Raw genomic sequence first — 15,739 nt, forward strand, 5'->3', positions numbered from 1 at the left:
GTGGGGCGCACCGGACTGCGGGGCCTGACGGCGGCCGTACGCGAGGACCTGGCCGCGGCCCGCGCGCACGACCCGGCCGCGCGCGGCGACCTGGAGAACGCGCTCGTCTACTCGGGCCTGCACGCGATCTGGGCGTACCGCGCCGCGCACGCCATGTGGCGGAGCCCGGGGCTGCGGGCGCCGGCGCGCCTGCTGTCGCAGGCGGTGCGCGGGCTCACCGGCATCGAGATCCATCCGGGCGCGCGGATCGGCCGCCGCTTCTTCATCGACCACGGCATGGGCGTGGTGATCGGCGAGACCGCGGAGATCGGCGACGACGTGATGATCTACCACGGCGTCACCCTGGGCGGCACGTCGCTGGAACGCGCCAAGCGGCACCCCACGCTGGGCGACCGGGTCACCGTCGGCGCGGGCGCGAAGATCCTGGGCCCGGTGACGATCGGGGCGGACAGCGCGGTGGGCGCCAACGCCGTGGTCACCCGCGACGCCCCGGCGGATTCCATCGTCGTCGGCATCCCCGCGCAGTCGCGCCCCCGCAAGCCCGCGCAGCATGCGCCGCTGGTCGACCCCACCAGCTACATCGATCCGGCGATGTACATCTGAGGGTCTTGCACGGCCGGCGGCGCTGTACATTCGGGACCGTGGAGATACACGCCCGGGTGGCCGTCATCGGCGCGGGGCAGGCGGGGCTCTCCGCCGCCCACCATCTGCTCCGGCGCGGCCTGGACCGGGACGGGCTGGTGGTCCTCGACGCGTACCCGGGCCCCGGCGGGGCGTGGCGCCATCGCTGGCCCACCCTGACCCTGAGCACCGTCAACGGGGTGCACGACCTGCCGGGCATGCCGTTCGCCGAGTCGCTCGCCGCCGGGCAGGACCCGTCGTCGGTGCCGGCGGCGGAGGCGGTGCCCCGCTACTACTCCGCGTACGAGCGGCGCGAGGGCATCGCGGTGCGCAGGCCGGTGCGCGTGCACTGCGTCAGCGAAGGCGGGGCGGGCGACACCGCGCCCGGTGCGGCCGGGCGGTTCCGCGTCGAGGCCACCGGCCCGGACGGTCCACTGGTGGTCCGTGCCGACGGTCTGGTCAACGCCACCGGCAGCTGGGAGCGGCCGTTCATTCCGCACTATCCGGGCGCGGAACTGTTCCGCGGGCGGCAGATGCACACCAAGGACTACCGCGGGCCCGACGAGCTCGCGGGGAAGCGGGTCGTCGTCGTGGGCGGCGGCATCTCCGCAGTGGACATCCTCGCCGAGGTGTCGCAGAGGGCCGACACGCTGTGGGTGACCCGCACCCCGCCGCGGTTCTCCGACGAGCCCTTCACCCCCGAGGTCGGCCGGCGCGCCGTCGCCCGCGTGGAGGACAGGGTGCGGCGCGGCCTGCCCCCGGGGTCGGTCGTCTCGGTGACGGGCATCCCGTGGAACCCGCGGTACCGCGACGCGCAGCGGCGGGGAGCGCTGGAACGCCGCCCCATGTTCACCGCGATCACCGAGGACGGGGTGCGGTGGGCGGACCCAGCAGGGGAGGAGCAGGCCGACATCATCGTGTGGGCCACGGGATTCCGGAGCGCGCTCGATCACTTGGCGCCGCTGCGGTTGCGCGGGCCGGGCGGCGGGATCACGATGACCGGCCGGCTCGCGACGCAGGTTGCGGGACGGCCCCGGCTGCACCTGATCGGCTACGGGCCGTCGGCCAGCACCATCGGCGCCAACCGGGCGGGGCGCGCGGTGGCGGCGGAGTTGCTCGACGCGCTGTCGGCCCCGCATTCCGATGAGTAGGACTGCGGCGCGGAGTGGCCGCGGCGCGGGTTAGCTTCCGTCGTAGGAAATCGGGCCGGGGAGGGGCCGGCCGCCGAGGACCGCGCGCACGCTGGCCGTAGCTGAGTATTCGCTACGGCCAGCTGTTTTTCTGGGGGCCGGTCCGGTTCCGGCCCGGCGCGCTGCGGATCACACCCGCGGAATTTGCGTCGCCCGCCGCCGCGGCTGCTAAAATAGCCATGGCCTTCCGTCGGGTGTGCCCATTCGGCACTCCGGGAATCGCCAGCACACTGGTCAACGTCGCCCAGTGAGGTCGGTGGTCGGCGCGCATCTCCTCCGCGCGCGGCCGGACGAGTGTGCCTTTCTTCCTTTCCTCATCGGTCGAGGTCCCCTCGTCCCCGGGTGTTGTGCCCCGGTGACCAGCCCGCCGGATCTGAGAGAACCCGCGCGCCGTCCACCTGACCTGCTGAAACACCAGTACGCAGGGAGAAGGGAACGACGATGGGACAGTCGACGGGAACAACGCGGCCCGGCCGGACGGGGCTGTACGACCCCGCCCACGAGCACGATGCCTGCGGTGTCGCCTTCGTCGTCGACATGCACGGCAGGCGCAGCCGCGGCATCGTGGACAAGGCGCTCACCGCCCTGGCCAACCTGGAGCACCGGGGCGCGGCCGGCGCGGAGGCCACCAGCGGCGACGGCGCCGGCATCCTCATCCAGGTGCCCGACGCGCTGCTGCGCGCGGTGGCCGGTGTCGGGCTGCCCGCGGCGGGCGAATACGCCACGGGCATCGCGTTCCTGCCCGCCGACGCCGCCGAGGCGGACGCCGCCGCCGCGCGCATCGACGCGATCGCGGCCGAGGAGGGCATGGCGGTGCTCGGCTGGCGCGAGGTGCCGGTGGACCCGTCGAGCCTGGGCGCCATGGCGCGCTCGGCGATGCCGTCGTTCCGGCAGGTGTTCCTCAGCGGAAGCCTCGAGGCGCCGTTGGCCGGCATGGACCTCGAGCGGCGCGCCTACGTGGTGCGCAAGCGCGTCGAACGCGACCACCCCGGCGGCGAGGTGTATTTCCCCAGCCTGTCGGCGCGCACCCTGGTCTACAAGGGCATGCTCACCACGCCGCAGCTGCCGGAGTTCTTCACGGACCTGCGCGACCCGCGCATGGAGAGCGCCCTGGGCCTGGTGCACTCGCGCTTTTCCACCAACACCTTCCCGTCCTGGCCGCTGGCGCACCCGTTCCGGACGGTGGCGCACAACGGCGAGATCAACACGGTGATCGGCAACGAGAACTGGATGCGGGCGCGTGAAACCCTCATCGACACGTCGGTGTTCGCGCGGCCGGGGACCGACGAGGCGCCGGACATCTTCCCCACCTGCACGCCCGGCGGCTCGGACACCGCGCGGTTCGACGAGGTGCTCGAGCTGTTGCACCTGGGCGGGCGCAGCCTGCCGCACGCCGTGCTGATGATGATCCCGGAGGCCTGGCAGCATCACGAGACCATGGACTCGGAGCGTAAGGCGTTCTACGAGTACCACTCGGCCCTCATGGAGCCGTGGGACGGCCCGGCGTCCGTCGCCTTCACCGACGGCGCCGTCATCGGCGCGGTGCTCGACCGGAACGGCCTGCGCCCCAGCCGCATCTGGGTCACCGACGATGGTTTGGTGGTCATGGCGTCCGAGGTGGGCGTCCTCGACATCGACCCGGCCCGGGTGGTGCGCAAGATGCGTCTGCAGCCCGGCCGGATGTTCCTGGTGGACACCGGGCGCGGGCGGATCGTCGACGACGACGAGGTCAAGGCCGAACTGGCGGCGGAGCACCCGTACCGCGAGTGGATCGAGGAGAACGTCGCCCACCTGGCCGACCTGCCCGACCACCCCTACAAGTACATGCCCCACGAGCGGGTGGTGCTGCGCCACCAGGTGTTCGGCTACACCGAGGAGGAGGTCTCGCGGCTGATCCGGCCGATGGCGGCCACCGGCGCGGAGGCGCTCGGCTCGATGGGGACGGACACGCCCATCGCCGTGCTCTCGGACCGCCCGCGCATCCTGTTCGACTACTTCGCGCAGATGTTCGCGCAGGTGACCAACCCGCCGCTGGACGCGATCCGCGAGCAGCTGGTGACCAGCCTGGCCTCGGGCATCGGGCCGGAGGGCGACCTGCTGCACGCCGCCCCGGAATCGACCCGGCGCATCGTGCTGTCCACCCCGATCCTCGACAACGACGAGTTCACCAAGCTGGTGCACGTCAACGATCCGGACGGCAGCGGCGAGGGTGGCCGGTTCCCCGACTTCCGCAGCGTCGTCATCTGCGGCCTCTACAAGGTGGCCGACGACGGTGAGGGGCTGCGCCGGGCGCTGGAAGACGTGCGCCGGCAGGTTTCGGAGGCCATCGCCGACGGCATCGGCATCGTGGTGCTCTCCGACCGCGAGTCCGACGAGCACTGGGCGCCGATCCCGTCGCTGCTGCTCACCGCGGCGGTGCACCACCACCTGGTCCGGGAGCGCACCCGTACGCGGGTGGGGCTGGTCATCGAGTCCGGCGACGCGCGCGAGGTCCACCACATGGCGATGCTCGTGGGCTACGGCGCCGCCGCCATCAACCCGTACATGGCGTTCGAGGCGATCGACGAGCTGCACCTGCGCGGCGGCCTGGAGGGGCTCACCCGCGACGAGGCGGTGGCCAACTACGTCACGGCGGCCGGCAAGGGCGTGCTCAAGGTGATGAGCAAGATGGGCATCTCCACCATCGCCTCCTACACCGGCGCGCAGCTCTTCGACGCCGTCGGGCTCTCGCAGGAGCTCGTCGACGAGTACTTCCCGGGCACCAGCTCGCGCATCGGCGGCATCGGCCTGCCGCAGATCGCCGCCGACGTGGCGCGCCGGCATGCGCTGGCCTTCACCGACCGGCCCACCGAGCGGGCGCACCGCGAGCTGGAGGTGGGCGGCGACTACCAGTGGCGTCGCGAGGGCGAGTACCACCTGTTCAACCCGGACACGGTGTTCCTGTTGCAGCACGCCACCCGCACCGGCCAATACCGCGTGTTCAAGGACTACACCAAGAAGGTCGACGACCAGTCGGAGCGACTGGCCACGCTGCGCGGCCTGCTGCGGTTCCGCACGGGCGAGCGGCCCCCGGTACCGCTGGACGAGGTGGAGCCGGTCAGCGCGATCGTGCGGCGGTTCTCCACGGGCGCGATGAGCTACGGCTCCATCTCCGCGGAGGCGCACGAGACGCTCGCGATCGCGATGAACCGGCTCAAGGCCCGTTCCAACTCGGGTGAGGGCGGCGAGGACGCCGCGCGGTTCACCCCCGACGCCGGCGGCGACCTGCGCCGGTCGGCCATCAAGCAGGTGGCGTCGGGCCGGTTCGGCGTGACCTCGCACTACCTGACCAACTGCACCGACATCCAGATCAAGATGGCGCAGGGCGCCAAGCCGGGCGAGGGAGGTCAGCTGCCCGGCGGCAAGGTGTACCCGTGGATCGCGGAGGTGCGCCATTCCACGCCGGGCGTCGGGCTGATCTCGCCGCCGCCGCACCACGACATCTACTCGATCGAGGATCTCGCGCAGCTCATCCACGACCTCAAGAACGCGAACCCGCAGGCGCGCGTGCACGTCAAGCTGGTCTCGCAGCTGGGCGTGGGCACCGTGGCCGCGGGCGTGTCCAAGGCGCACGCCGACGTGGTGCTGATCTCCGGGCACGACGGCGGCACCGGCGCCGCGCCGCTCACCTCGCTCAAGCACGCGGGCGGCCCGTGGGAGCTGGGCCTGGCCGAGACGCAGCAGACGCTGCTGCTCAACGGACTGCGCGACCGCATCTCCGTGCAGTGCGACGGCCAGCTCAAGACGGGGCGCGACGTGATGATCGCGGCCCTGCTGGGGGCCGAGGAGTTCGGCTTCGCCACGGCCCCGCTGGTGGTCTCGGGCTGCGTGATGATGCGCGTGTGCCATCTGGACACCTGCCCGGTGGGCATCGCCACCCAGAACCCCGCGCTGCGGGAGCGGTTCACCGGCAGCCCCGAGTTCGTGGTGAACTTCTTCGAGTACATCGCCGAGGAAGTGCGCGAGCTGTTGGCGCAGCTGGGCTTCCGGACGCTCGACGAGGCGGTGGGCCAAGTGGGGATGCTCGACACGGCCGCCGCGGTGGAGCACTACGGCACCGCCGAGCACTACAAGGCCGGCGCGCTGGACCTGAGCCCCATCCTGGAGCCGGTGCTGGGCAGCTCGCTGTACCCGGACCAGGACCTGCACTGCACCACGACGCAGGATCACGGGCTGGACAAGGCGCTGGACAACACGCTCATCGCCCGGGCGCGTACGGCGATCGACGGCGGCGGACCGGTGCAGATCGCCACGCCGATCACCAACGTCGACCGCACGGTGGGCACCATGCTGGGCCACGAGGTGACGCTGGCGCACGGGGCGCAGGGGCTGCCCGACGGCACCATCGACATCACCTGCACCGGCTCGGCGGGCAACAGTTTCGGCGCCTTCGTCCCGCGGGGCATCACGCTGCGGTTGTCGGGCGACGCCAACGACTATGTGGGCAAGGGGCTCTCCGGCGGGCGCATCGTCGTGCGCCCCCCGGCGGATGCGCCCGCGGCGTTCCGCGCCCAGGACAACGTCATCGCCGGCAACGTGCTCCTCTACGGCGCCACGAGCGGCGAGGCGCTCATCCGGGGCCTGGTGGGCGAGCGGTTCTGCGTGCGCAACTCGGGTGCCACCGCCGTCGTCGAGGGCGTGGGCGACCACGGGTGCGAGTACATGACCGGCGGCAAGGTCGTCGTGCTGGGGCCCACCGGCCGCAACTTCGCGGCGGGCATGTCCGGCGGCGAGGCGTTCGTCTACGACCCGGACGGCGCGCTGCCCGGCAACCTCAACGACGAGATGGTCGGACTCGAGGGCGTCGAGGACGGCACGGTCGACGCGGATTGGCTGCGCGGACTGCTGGTGCGCCACCACGTGGAGACCGGTTCGGAAGTGGCCGAGTACGTGTTGGCCAACTGGCCGGGCGCGCTGGCGCACTTCGTCAAGGTGATGCCCCGCGACTACAAGCGGGTGCTGCAGGCGATGGAGCGCGCGCAGGCCGAGGGAACAGATGTGAACGACGCGATCATGGTGGTGTCCAATGGGTGATATCCGAGGCTTCATGAAGTACGAGCGGTCGGTGCCCGCGCGCCGTCCCGTCCCGCTGCGGCTGATGGACTGGCGCGAGGTCTACGAGCCGTCCGACCCGGACGAGCTCAAGGTCCAGGCGAGCCGGTGCATGGATTGCGGCGTGCCGTTCTGCCACGACGGATGCCCGCTGGGCAACCTCATCCCCGAGTGGAACGAGCTGGTCACCAAGGGCGACTGGCGCGCGGCGAGCGAGCGGCTGCACGCCACCAACAACTTCCCCGATTTCACGGGGCGGCTGTGCCCGGCGCCGTGCGAATCGGCCTGCGTGCTCGGCATCAACCGGGACCCGGTGACGATCAAGCAGGTCGAGCACGACATCGTCGACGTCGCGTTCGACGAGGGCTGGGTCAAGCCGATGCTGCCCGCCAAGGCGACGGGCAAGCGGGTGGCCGTGGTGGGCTCGGGCCCGTCGGGGCTCGCGGCCGCGCAGCAGCTCACCCGTGCCGGCCACGACGTCACTGTGTTCGAGCGGGCCGACCGCATCGGCGGGCTGCTGCGCTACGGCATCCCCGAGTTCAAGATGGAGAAGCACCACATCGACCGCCGGCTGGCGCAGATGGCGGCGGAGGGCACGCGCTTCGAGACCAACGTGAACGTGGGCGGCGGCGAAGACGGCGCGCTGCCGGTGGAGCAGTTGCGGGAGCGCTTCGACGCGGTGGTGCTGGCGGTCGGCTCCACCGTGGGCCGCGACCTGCCCGCGCCGGGCCGCGCGCTCGACGGCATCCACCAGGCGATGGAGTACCTGCCGCACTCCAACCGGGTGCAGGAGGGCGACGTCGCCGTGCCCGCGATCGACGCGCAGGGCAAGAACGTCGTCATCATCGGCGGCGGCGACACGGGTGCCGACTGCCTGGGCACCGCGCTACGCCAGGGCGCGGCCTCGGTGCACCAGTTCGAGATCATGCCGCGGCCCCCGCAGACGCGTGCCGACGCGACGCCGTGGCCCACCTACCCGCTGATGTTCCGGGTGTCCTCGGCGCACGAGGAGGGCGGCGAGAGGGTGTTCTCCGTGAATACCGAGGAGTTCGTCGGCGAGGACGGAAGGCTCACCGGCCTGCGCTACCACGAGGTGGAGTCGGTGGACGGCAGGTTGCAGAAGGTCGAGGGCTCCGACGCGGTGCTCGACTGCGAGCTCGTCCTGCTGGCCATGGGGTTCACCGGGCCCGAGCGCGACGGGCTGCTGGACGGTCTCGGCGTGGAGTACACGGCGCGCGGCACCGTGGCGCGCGGCGCGGATGCGGGCGCGGCGTGGTCCGGCGGCAGCGACTGGGCCACCAGCGCCGACGGGGTGTTCGTGGCCGGCGACGCGGGCCGCGGCCAGTCGCTCATCGTGTGGGCGATCGCCGAGGGGCGCTCGTGCGCGGCGGCCGTCGACGAGTACCTCACCGGTGCCACCGACCTGCCCGCGCCGGTCCGGACCACGGATGTGGCGATGCGCGCGCCCGCCCTGTAGTCCGAACGGCGGAATCGGCGCGTGGAAAACGGGACACCGTCGCAATAGGTCGGGAACGGGATATATCCTGACGATGCTTGGGGCGGGCTGTGACGCGGATCGCATGATCCTGCGCGCGGCCCGCCGGGTTCGGGTGTATGGAGGATTGTCGATGCGTCTACGGCGGGGAGCGGATCGGAGCGCGGCTGCGGCACGGAGGCCGCGGGCGCGCACGTGGGCGAGGCGGGCAACGGCGCTGGGCGCTGCTGCGCTCGGTGCGACCGCGATGGTCGTCGGCACCGGCGGAGTCGCCTCGGCGGCGCCGGCCGGATGCGTCTCGCTCGACGTCATCGCGATTCCCGGCACGTGGGAGACCAGCGACAACGGTGCTCCGGGTGGTTCGCCGGGCATGCTCGGCGCGGTCACCTACAACCTGCCGTCGAACATGCGCGCCGATTACGTCTCCTACGCGGCCACCGCCTTCCCGTGGGAGTCGAAGGTCTACGGAGCCTCCAAGCACGAGGCGATCACCAATGCCGGCAACCTGATCGGCGACATCGCCGCGCGCTGCCCCCACACCCGCTTCGCGCTCATCGGCTACAGCCAGGGCGCGGACGCGGCCGGCGACCTGGCCGCGCAGATCGGCCACGGCAACGGTCCGGTGCCGGCGGGCAAGGTGGCGGCGGTGGGCCTCATCTCCGACCCGCGGCGCTCCGTCTTCGACCACCTCGTCGGCCCGCCCGTCGTGGGCAACGGCTCCGGCGGGGCGCGCATCGGCGGTTTCGGCGCGTTGAGCGACGAGGTGCGGACCTTCTGCTCGCCCGGCGACCTCTACTGCGCGGCGCCGCCCGGCGATTTCATGGCGCGGATGGCCGGTTACCTCGTGCAGCAGTCCGACCCCGGCTCGTCGGAGCCGGACCGGTACAAGCCGGAGGGCGTGGCCCTGTACGACGCGATCATGGAGGCCGGGGGCATCCCGACGCTCGGGCAGCAGATCTCCGAGGTCACCTTGTGGGCGCACATCGACAAGTACAAGGACTTCCTGAACTCGGGCATCCACCAGGACTACACGACGTTCCCGGTGACCGCGGACGGCACGTCGGCCACGCAGTGGCTGCGCAGTTGGCTCATCAGCAAGGCCTGACGGGGGCCGGCGTACGCGGGCGCGCCCATGCGCGATGATGGTGCCGTGAGTGAATCCGACGCACCCGCGGTGCCCATTCGCGACGCCGCCATCCGGCTGGGCCAGTTCCTCAAGCTGGCGAACCTGCTGGACAGCGGGGCCGAAGCCAAGCAGGTGATCGCCGAGGGCGAGGTGACCGTGAACGGCGAGGTGGAGACCCGGCGCGGCCGTCAGCTCCGCGACGGGGACGTGGTCTCCGTGTTCGGCGCGGCGGCGCGCGTGGAGGGGCCCTGACCGGTCCGGCCGACGGCCGCCGTCAGCAGCTCGGTGATGCGCGCGAACAGCTCCGGTGCGTCGTCCTCCACCGCGATGGTGCTCGTGAACAACGCGGCGCCGGCGGCCATCGCGAGCACCGCGCGGGCGTCCAGGTCGGGGTCGGTGCCGCCGATTTCCGCCTGTCCTGACCCCGACTGCCGCTGGGCGTAGAGCTCCGCCGCCGGCCCGCCGAATCCCTGCCAGAGCGCCGCCCGCAGCCGGTCGTTCTCGCGCAGCGCGGTGAGCAGGCCCGGCACCGCGGCCCGCACGTCGGGGCGGTGGAACAGCTCGTGGCTGCCGCGCACCACCCACGCGATCCAACCCGCCAGGTCGGTGCCCTCGAACGGGCCCAGGTCCGGCTCTGCGCCGAGTACCGCGTGCAACACCAGCTCGGCCTTGGTGGACCAGCGCCGGCTGATGCTGGCGCGCCCCACCCCCACGCGGGCCGCGACCGCCCGGATGCTCAGGGCGTCCCAGCCCGAGTCGACCAGGATCTCGCGGGTGGCCTCGAGGACACGCGCGTCGATCGACGTGTCCCGCGGCCGGCCGGCGGGCCGCTCCGGGGCCTCGTCGTCGGTCACCGGGGCCCGCCCCGCAGGAACGTACGCAGGTAGCCGGGCAGGCGCCGCGCGGGAACGGAGCGCGGCCAGTCGTCGGGGCGGACCAGCGCGTCGGTGCCGCCGTCGACGAACACGATGCTTCCGCACTGGAAGTCGGCGGCATCGGTGAGCATGAAGCACGCCCACTGTGCGAGGAGGTCCGGCGCGCCGAAGCCGCCAACGGGGATGGGGAACTTGCGTACCGCCTTGCCCTCGAGCGGGTCGTCGAGCTGCTGCTGCAGGAGCGGGGTGAGCACGGCGCCCGGGGCGAGCGCGTTGAGGCGGATCCCCGCACCCGCCCACTGCGGAAGCACGGCGGTCCGCCGCACCCATCGGCTCAGCGCGATCTTCGAGGCCGCATACACCACCGCCGCGCGCCCGGGCCCCAGCAGGCGGGTGGCGCGCAGGGCCCTGTCGACGTCGCCGGCCAGCAGCGCGCGCACGCGCGGCCCGGGCACCAGCGGTGTCGTCGTCGTGGAGTTGCTGGCGATCACCACGGCTTTGCCGGGGCGGCCGGCCGCCAGCGCGGGCCGCCACCGTTCGAGCAGCTCCACCGCGCCGAGGTAGTTGACCTCGGCGATGAGGCTCGGGTGCCGGCCGCCGCCGACGGGGCCGACGCCGGCGGCGAGGACAGCGCCGGCGAGCTCGCCGCCGGCGACGTCGAGCACCTGCGCCGCTGCGGCCCTCCGGCCTTCCGTGGTGGCGAGGTCCGCGGTCACCTCGGAGTCCAGGCGGCCGGTGGTGTGCAGGTCGACCCCGATGACGGTGTGCCCCTGCGTGCGGAGCAGGTCGGCGGTGGCCCGCCCGATCCCGGAGGCCGCACCGGTGACGACGTAGGTGCCCGGACGCGTGGGCACGGCCGCCGTCACGACACCACCGCCAGCACGCACCGGGTGCGCGAGTAGATGGTGGGCAGGCAGCGGTTGCAGTGGATGCACAGCGACCGCGTGTGATGGTCGGCCTCGACGCGGCGGACCAGGTCCGGCTCACGCAGCAATGCCCGGCCCATGGCGACGAAGTCGAAGCCCTCGGCCATCGCGCGGGTCATGTCCTCGTAGTCTGTGACGCCGCCGAGCAGGATGAGCGGCATGGACAGGGTCGCGCGGAACTGCCGCGCCTGCTCGAGCATGTAGAGCGGCGTGTAGGGGTAGGACTTGAGGAAGAATCGGCCGACGGCGCGCAGCCCGGCGCGCTGCGGCTGCGGCATGGCAGCGGCGAAATCGCGCACCGGCGCGTCGCCGCGGAACAGGTACAGCGGGTTTCTCAGTGAGCTCCCGCAGGTGAGCTCCAGCGCGTCGAGCGTGCCGTCGGCTTCGAGCCACTGGGCCACCTGCAGCGACTCGTCGAGCCAGAAGCCGCCGGGCACGCCGTCGTCCATGTTGAGTTTGGCGGTCACCGCGATCTCGTCGCCTGCCTCGTCGCGGACGGCGCGGGCCACCTCGCGGGCGACGCGGGCCCGGTTCTGCAGCGGCCCGCCGTACTCGTCGGTGCGCTTGTTGAGCGCTGGGCTGAGGAATGCGCTGGTGAAGTAGTTGTGGCCGAAGTGGATCTCCACGGCGTCGAAGCCGGATTCGATCGCGATGCGCGCGGCCCGGGCGTGGTCGGCGGTGATCCGCCGGATGTCGGCCCGGGTGGCGGCGCGGGTGAGGCGGAGGCTGAGCGGGCTGAGCTGATTGCTGGGCGCGAGAGCCGTGGCCCTGTTGGACCGGGCGTTGGCGACGGGCCCGGCGTGCCCGATCTGGGCGGAGGCCTTGGCGCCCTCGGCGTGCACCGCGTCGGTGAGGCGGCGCAGCCCGGGGACGGCCTCGGGGCGCATGAAGATCTGGTGGCGGTCGGTGCGGCCCTCGGGGGAGGCGGCGCAGTAGGCGACGGTGGTCATGGCTGCGCCGCCGGCCGCGACGGCACGGTGGAACGCGATGAGGTCGTCGGTGACCAGGGCGTCCGGGGTCATCCCCTCGAACGTGGCCGCCTTGATGGTGCGGTTTCGCAGGGTCAGCGGCCCCAGGCGTGCCGGGGCGAAGACGTCCACCGGATTCTCGGTGCGCGGTGCTGTCACGGGATCCCCCTCCCACGGCGCGGGCCGCCCCGTGCCGCATTGCGATGCCAGTGGAATCGAAATGTAGCACGGGGCGGGGGAGCGCGCAGGCGCTACGCGGCGGGAGCCCCCGGCACGGTGATCCCGTCGTTCACACCCGGCAGCACCAGGCAGCCCTCGCCCGCGGCGTTGGTGTGCATGCCGAATGCCGCGGCGAGCACGGTGCCCTCGCCCGTGGTGGCGGTGCCCTGCGGCTCGCCGTCGTCGCCCTGCGGGGTCAGCGTGACGGCGCCCGTGCGCCACGAGTCGGTGTTGACCCATGCGACCTGCACGCCCGAGCCCGCGCCGTCGTCGATCTCGAACATCACGTCGCCCGGCGCGATGTCGGTGGAATCGGCGTGCGTCTCCGCCTCGATGCCCGAGCCGCCCAGGCCGGACTGGCACAGCAGGACGGTGGGCGGCGGGTTGTCGAACACGGTGTCCGCGGACGCCGTGGCCTGTGCGCCGACGACCCCTGCGGCGCCGACCGCGAGGGTCGTGATGCCGAGTCGTGCGTACTGCGAGAGGGAAAACGCCATGGCCGGTCTCCTTGGTGGGGTGGGTAGTGATCGGTCGTGCGGTGCACGACACCTTACGGGACCCCGGCGGCGGCGAGGATGCGAGTCAGAGCGGTGCGACCGCCTCGACGCGCACCGCGGCGACGGTCTTGGGTGCCGCCCCGCAGCTGGCCGCGCGCGGCGCGAGCGGTTCGGTGCGCGTGGCGATACGCCACCGGCGTCCGTCCTGGTGGGCGACGATGCGGGCGTCGGGGCCGTCGCTGCGGACCGTGAGCGCGTTCAACGGAATGCGCTCGCCTGCAAGACGTTCCCGCACTGCGAGCTCGGCTGCCTGGCCGGGCTGGTCCCAGCAGCTGCGGCCGCGCAGCCCTGCGGACGGCAGCACGCCGCCGGCGATGCCGCGCACGGCGGCCGCCGCGTCGCCCGCGCTCACGCGCCCGTAGGAGTAGCCGGTGGGCAGCACGATCATCGACGGCGCGAACCGGTGCCCGCCCGTGTGCGAGCACTCCCAGACGTGGTCCGCCGTCGGGTGCGCAGCGCCGGCCAGCGCTGCTGCGATGGGGCGCCCGTCGATGGCGCAGCACACGTCGCGGCGCCCGTGCGTGCACACCAGCGTGATCGGGCCGGTGACGGTGCTCCCGGGCAGCGGAGCGGCGGGATCGGCCGCCCACGCGAAGTCGACGTCGAGCAGATCGCGGGGCGTGTCCACTGTGAGCCGCGCGCACTGCACATGGTCCGGGTGTGAGCGCGCAAGATAGACGGCCCGTCCGGCTCCGGCGTCGTCAGCGGCACGCCCCGGGCGGCGGATGAGCATCAGCCGGATGCCGGCGTCGTCGACACGCGCCTTGAGTAGCGGTGTGAGTTCGGCGCCGAACGCCGTGCCGTCGAAGATGTCGCGCCCCCACGGCGCCGGATGCTCCAGGCACAGCCACGCGCCGACGTGCGTGGCGGTGCCGGGGAGCGGTTCGTCCAGCGCGGAGATCTGCGAGCACCGCGTCGGGGAAGCGTCGTCCGTCGCCCTCGATGCGGTCACAGGAAGCAGTGTCCCTCACCGCGGTAGGTGCGGGTGACCTCGAGTACCTCGCCGTCGCGCACCATGTGGATCTCGTTGAACCGCTCGAGCAGTTCGCCCGACTTGGCGTGCCGCAACCACACGCGGTCGCCGAAGCGCAGTGCGCCCGCGCCGTGCAGCGGTGTCTGCACCTCGCCGGCGCCCTCGTCACCGTCGAACGAGAGTCCCTCCGGAAGCGCGGGCGCGGGCGCGCGGTCCGGTCCCGGCACGCCCGAGGCGATGTAGCCGCCGCCGAGGATCGTCGCCACCGTGGGCAGCGGCTTGCGGACCACCGGCATGGCGTAGGCGACGGCAGGTTCGAGGCGCAGCGAACGGTAGCGGTCGAACAGCATGGGATCGAACAGCCCGGAGCCCGCCGACAGCTCGGTGGCCGCGCCCACGGCCGAGGTGCGCTGCAGGCTGCCGGAGCCGCCGCCGTTGACCAGCTCCAACGGTGCGGCGTCGTGTTCGGCCAGCGTCGACTCGATGGCGGCGAGGACCAGCGGCAGGCGCCGGGCGATCTCGCGCAGCGACGCGGCCTGCATGCCCCGCACCGCCAGCTGGCGCAGCGGGCGGCCGGGCACGATGTCGCCGACGCCGGCGATGTGCCCCTCGTAGGCGAGTACCGAGGTGAGCTCGACACCCTGGGTGCGGCAGGCCAGAGCCGTGAGCTCCGCGGCCTGCTGCGGGGTGCGCACGGGGGAGCGTTTGGGGCCGATCCGGGCGAGCCGGCCGCCCAGGGGCCACCAGCCCAGGTCGATCTCCGCGCACACGGGCACGGTCTGCCCCAGGGAGTGCGCCGCGATGAACCGGAGGTGCTCGGGGGAGTCGACGAGCAGGCGGATGCGGGCGCCGGTGCGCTGTGCGGTCTCCACCACGTGTTCCACGGCGGCGCCGTCGGCGGTGGGGTAGGCGACCAGGATGTCGTCGACCCCCGCCTGCGCCAGGTGGCAGGCCTCGTCAGGCGTGAACGCGAGCACGCCCTGGAATCCGGGGTGTTCGCGCAGCACGTGGGTGATCAGCTCGGTGCAGCGGATGGACTTGCTGGCCAGCCGGATCGGCAGCCCGCCGGCCGCGGCGACGAGGAAGCGCGCGTTGGCGTCGAGCGCATCCATATCGACGGCCGCCAGCGGCGCGGTGACGGTGGCGGTGGCCGCGTCGAGCCGGCGCAGACTCGCCGTTCCCCCGGGAGCGCTCATTCTTCGCGCACCACAATGCCGTCGTCGTCGCTGTAGAGCATCTCACCGGGGACGAACTCGACCCCGCCGATGCGGACGACGACGTCCCGGCGGCCTGCGCCGGTCTTGCCCGACTTGCGGGGGTTGGTGCCCAGCGCCTTGCAGCCGATGTCGAGGGTGCGGATGATGGCCGAATCGCGGATGGCGCCGTTGACGACGAGCCCCGACCACCCGTTGTTCATGCCCAGCCCGGCGATGACGTCGCCGACGAGGGCGGTGTGCACCGAGGCGTCGCCGTCGATCACCAGCACGCCGCCGTCGCCCGGCTCGCCCAGGACCTTCTTGAGCAGGGCGTTGTCCTGGAAGCACGAGACGGTGGTGATGCGTCCGGAGAAGCGCGCGCGGCCACCGTACTGGGTGAACTGGGTGTCGCAGCTGCGCACCTCCGGGCCGATCTCGTCGACCAGGTCGGCGGTGGCGGGCACGTCGGGTAGGGCGGCGTCGGTCATGGAGTACTCCCCGT

Annotated in this window: 13 protein-coding genes; 6 read left to right on the plus strand and 7 right to left on the minus strand. The window is 72.7% G+C overall.

Going from position 1 to position 15,739, the window contains the following annotated elements:
• The 6 genes from epsC to H4F70_RS02385 all read left to right on the plus strand — a co-directional run bounded on the left by epsC (position 1) and on the right by H4F70_RS02385 (position 9,775).
• Positions 1 to 603, plus strand: a complete 603-nt coding sequence (gene epsC, locus H4F70_RS02360; RefSeq protein WP_235681292.1) for a serine O-acetyltransferase EpsC — start codon at positions 1 to 3, stop codon at positions 601 to 603.
• 38 nt (positions 604 to 641) lie between these two features.
• Positions 642 to 1,772 (plus strand): flavin-containing monooxygenase, encoded by a 1,131-nt coding sequence (locus H4F70_RS02365; RefSeq protein WP_182358899.1) that lies wholly within the window; start codon positions 642 to 644, stop codon positions 1,770 to 1,772.
• A gap of 480 nt (positions 1,773 to 2,252) precedes the next feature.
• A complete protein-coding gene (gene gltB / locus H4F70_RS02370; protein WP_182358900.1) occupies positions 2,253 to 6,884 on the plus strand; it encodes a glutamate synthase large subunit in 4,632 nt (1,543 codons plus the stop codon).
• Positions 6,877 to 8,379 (plus strand): glutamate synthase subunit beta, encoded by a 1,503-nt coding sequence (locus tag H4F70_RS02375; RefSeq protein ID WP_182358901.1) that lies wholly within the window; start codon positions 6,877 to 6,879, stop codon positions 8,377 to 8,379. The genes gltB and H4F70_RS02375 overlap by 8 nt, the downstream gene beginning before the upstream one ends.
• Before the next feature lie 265 nt (positions 8,380 to 8,644).
• Positions 8,645 to 9,502, plus strand: a complete 858-nt coding sequence (locus H4F70_RS02380; protein ID WP_182358902.1) for a cutinase family protein — start codon at positions 8,645 to 8,647, stop codon at positions 9,500 to 9,502.
• Positions 9,503 to 9,529: 27 nt separating this feature from the next.
• Complete coding sequence (locus H4F70_RS02385) at positions 9,530 to 9,775, plus strand: RNA-binding S4 domain-containing protein (protein ID WP_182348868.1); 246 nt, start codon at positions 9,530 to 9,532, stop codon at positions 9,773 to 9,775.
• Here the strand turns inward: H4F70_RS02385 and H4F70_RS02390 are convergent.
• From H4F70_RS02390 to rraA, 7 genes are all read right to left on the minus strand, one after another.
• Positions 9,712 to 10,377, minus strand: coding sequence for a TetR/AcrR family transcriptional regulator (locus tag H4F70_RS02390; protein ID WP_182358903.1), 666 nt, complete (start codon positions 10,375 to 10,377; stop codon positions 9,712 to 9,714). The genes H4F70_RS02385 and H4F70_RS02390 overlap by 64 nt on opposite strands.
• Positions 10,374 to 11,264: an SDR family oxidoreductase gene (locus H4F70_RS02395; RefSeq protein ID WP_235681293.1), complete on the minus strand. Its 891-nt coding sequence runs from the start codon at positions 11,262 to 11,264 to the stop codon at positions 10,374 to 10,376. The genes H4F70_RS02390 and H4F70_RS02395 overlap by 4 nt, the downstream gene beginning before the upstream one ends.
• Positions 11,261 to 12,451 (minus strand): NADH:flavin oxidoreductase, encoded by a 1,191-nt coding sequence (locus H4F70_RS02400; protein WP_235681294.1) that lies wholly within the window; start codon positions 12,449 to 12,451, stop codon positions 11,261 to 11,263. The genes H4F70_RS02395 and H4F70_RS02400 overlap by 4 nt, the downstream gene beginning before the upstream one ends.
• 92 nt (positions 12,452 to 12,543) lie before the next feature.
• On the minus strand, positions 12,544 to 13,008 hold the full coding sequence (locus H4F70_RS20325; protein ID WP_235681295.1) for a hypothetical protein: 465 nt from the start codon (positions 13,006 to 13,008) through the stop codon (positions 12,544 to 12,546).
• 85 nt (positions 13,009 to 13,093) lie between these two features.
• Complete coding sequence (locus H4F70_RS02405; protein ID WP_182358905.1) at positions 13,094 to 14,020, minus strand: sucrase ferredoxin; 927 nt, start codon at positions 14,018 to 14,020, stop codon at positions 13,094 to 13,096.
• Positions 14,017 to 15,237, minus strand: a complete 1,221-nt coding sequence (locus H4F70_RS02410) for an alanine racemase (RefSeq protein ID WP_182358906.1) — start codon at positions 15,235 to 15,237, stop codon at positions 14,017 to 14,019. Before H4F70_RS02410 ends, H4F70_RS02405 begins: the two co-directional genes overlap by 4 nt.
• Positions 15,234 to 15,725 (minus strand): ribonuclease E activity regulator RraA, encoded by a 492-nt coding sequence (rraA, locus tag H4F70_RS02415; protein ID WP_182348872.1) that lies wholly within the window; start codon positions 15,723 to 15,725, stop codon positions 15,234 to 15,236. Before rraA ends, H4F70_RS02410 begins: the two co-directional genes overlap by 4 nt.
• Positions 15,726 to 15,739 lie beyond the last annotated feature (14 nt).

It is taken from the genome of Tomitella gaofuii, from assembly GCF_014126825.1.
In the GTDB taxonomy this organism is placed as follows: Bacteria; Actinomycetota; Actinomycetes; order Mycobacteriales; family Mycobacteriaceae; genus Tomitella; species Tomitella gaofuii.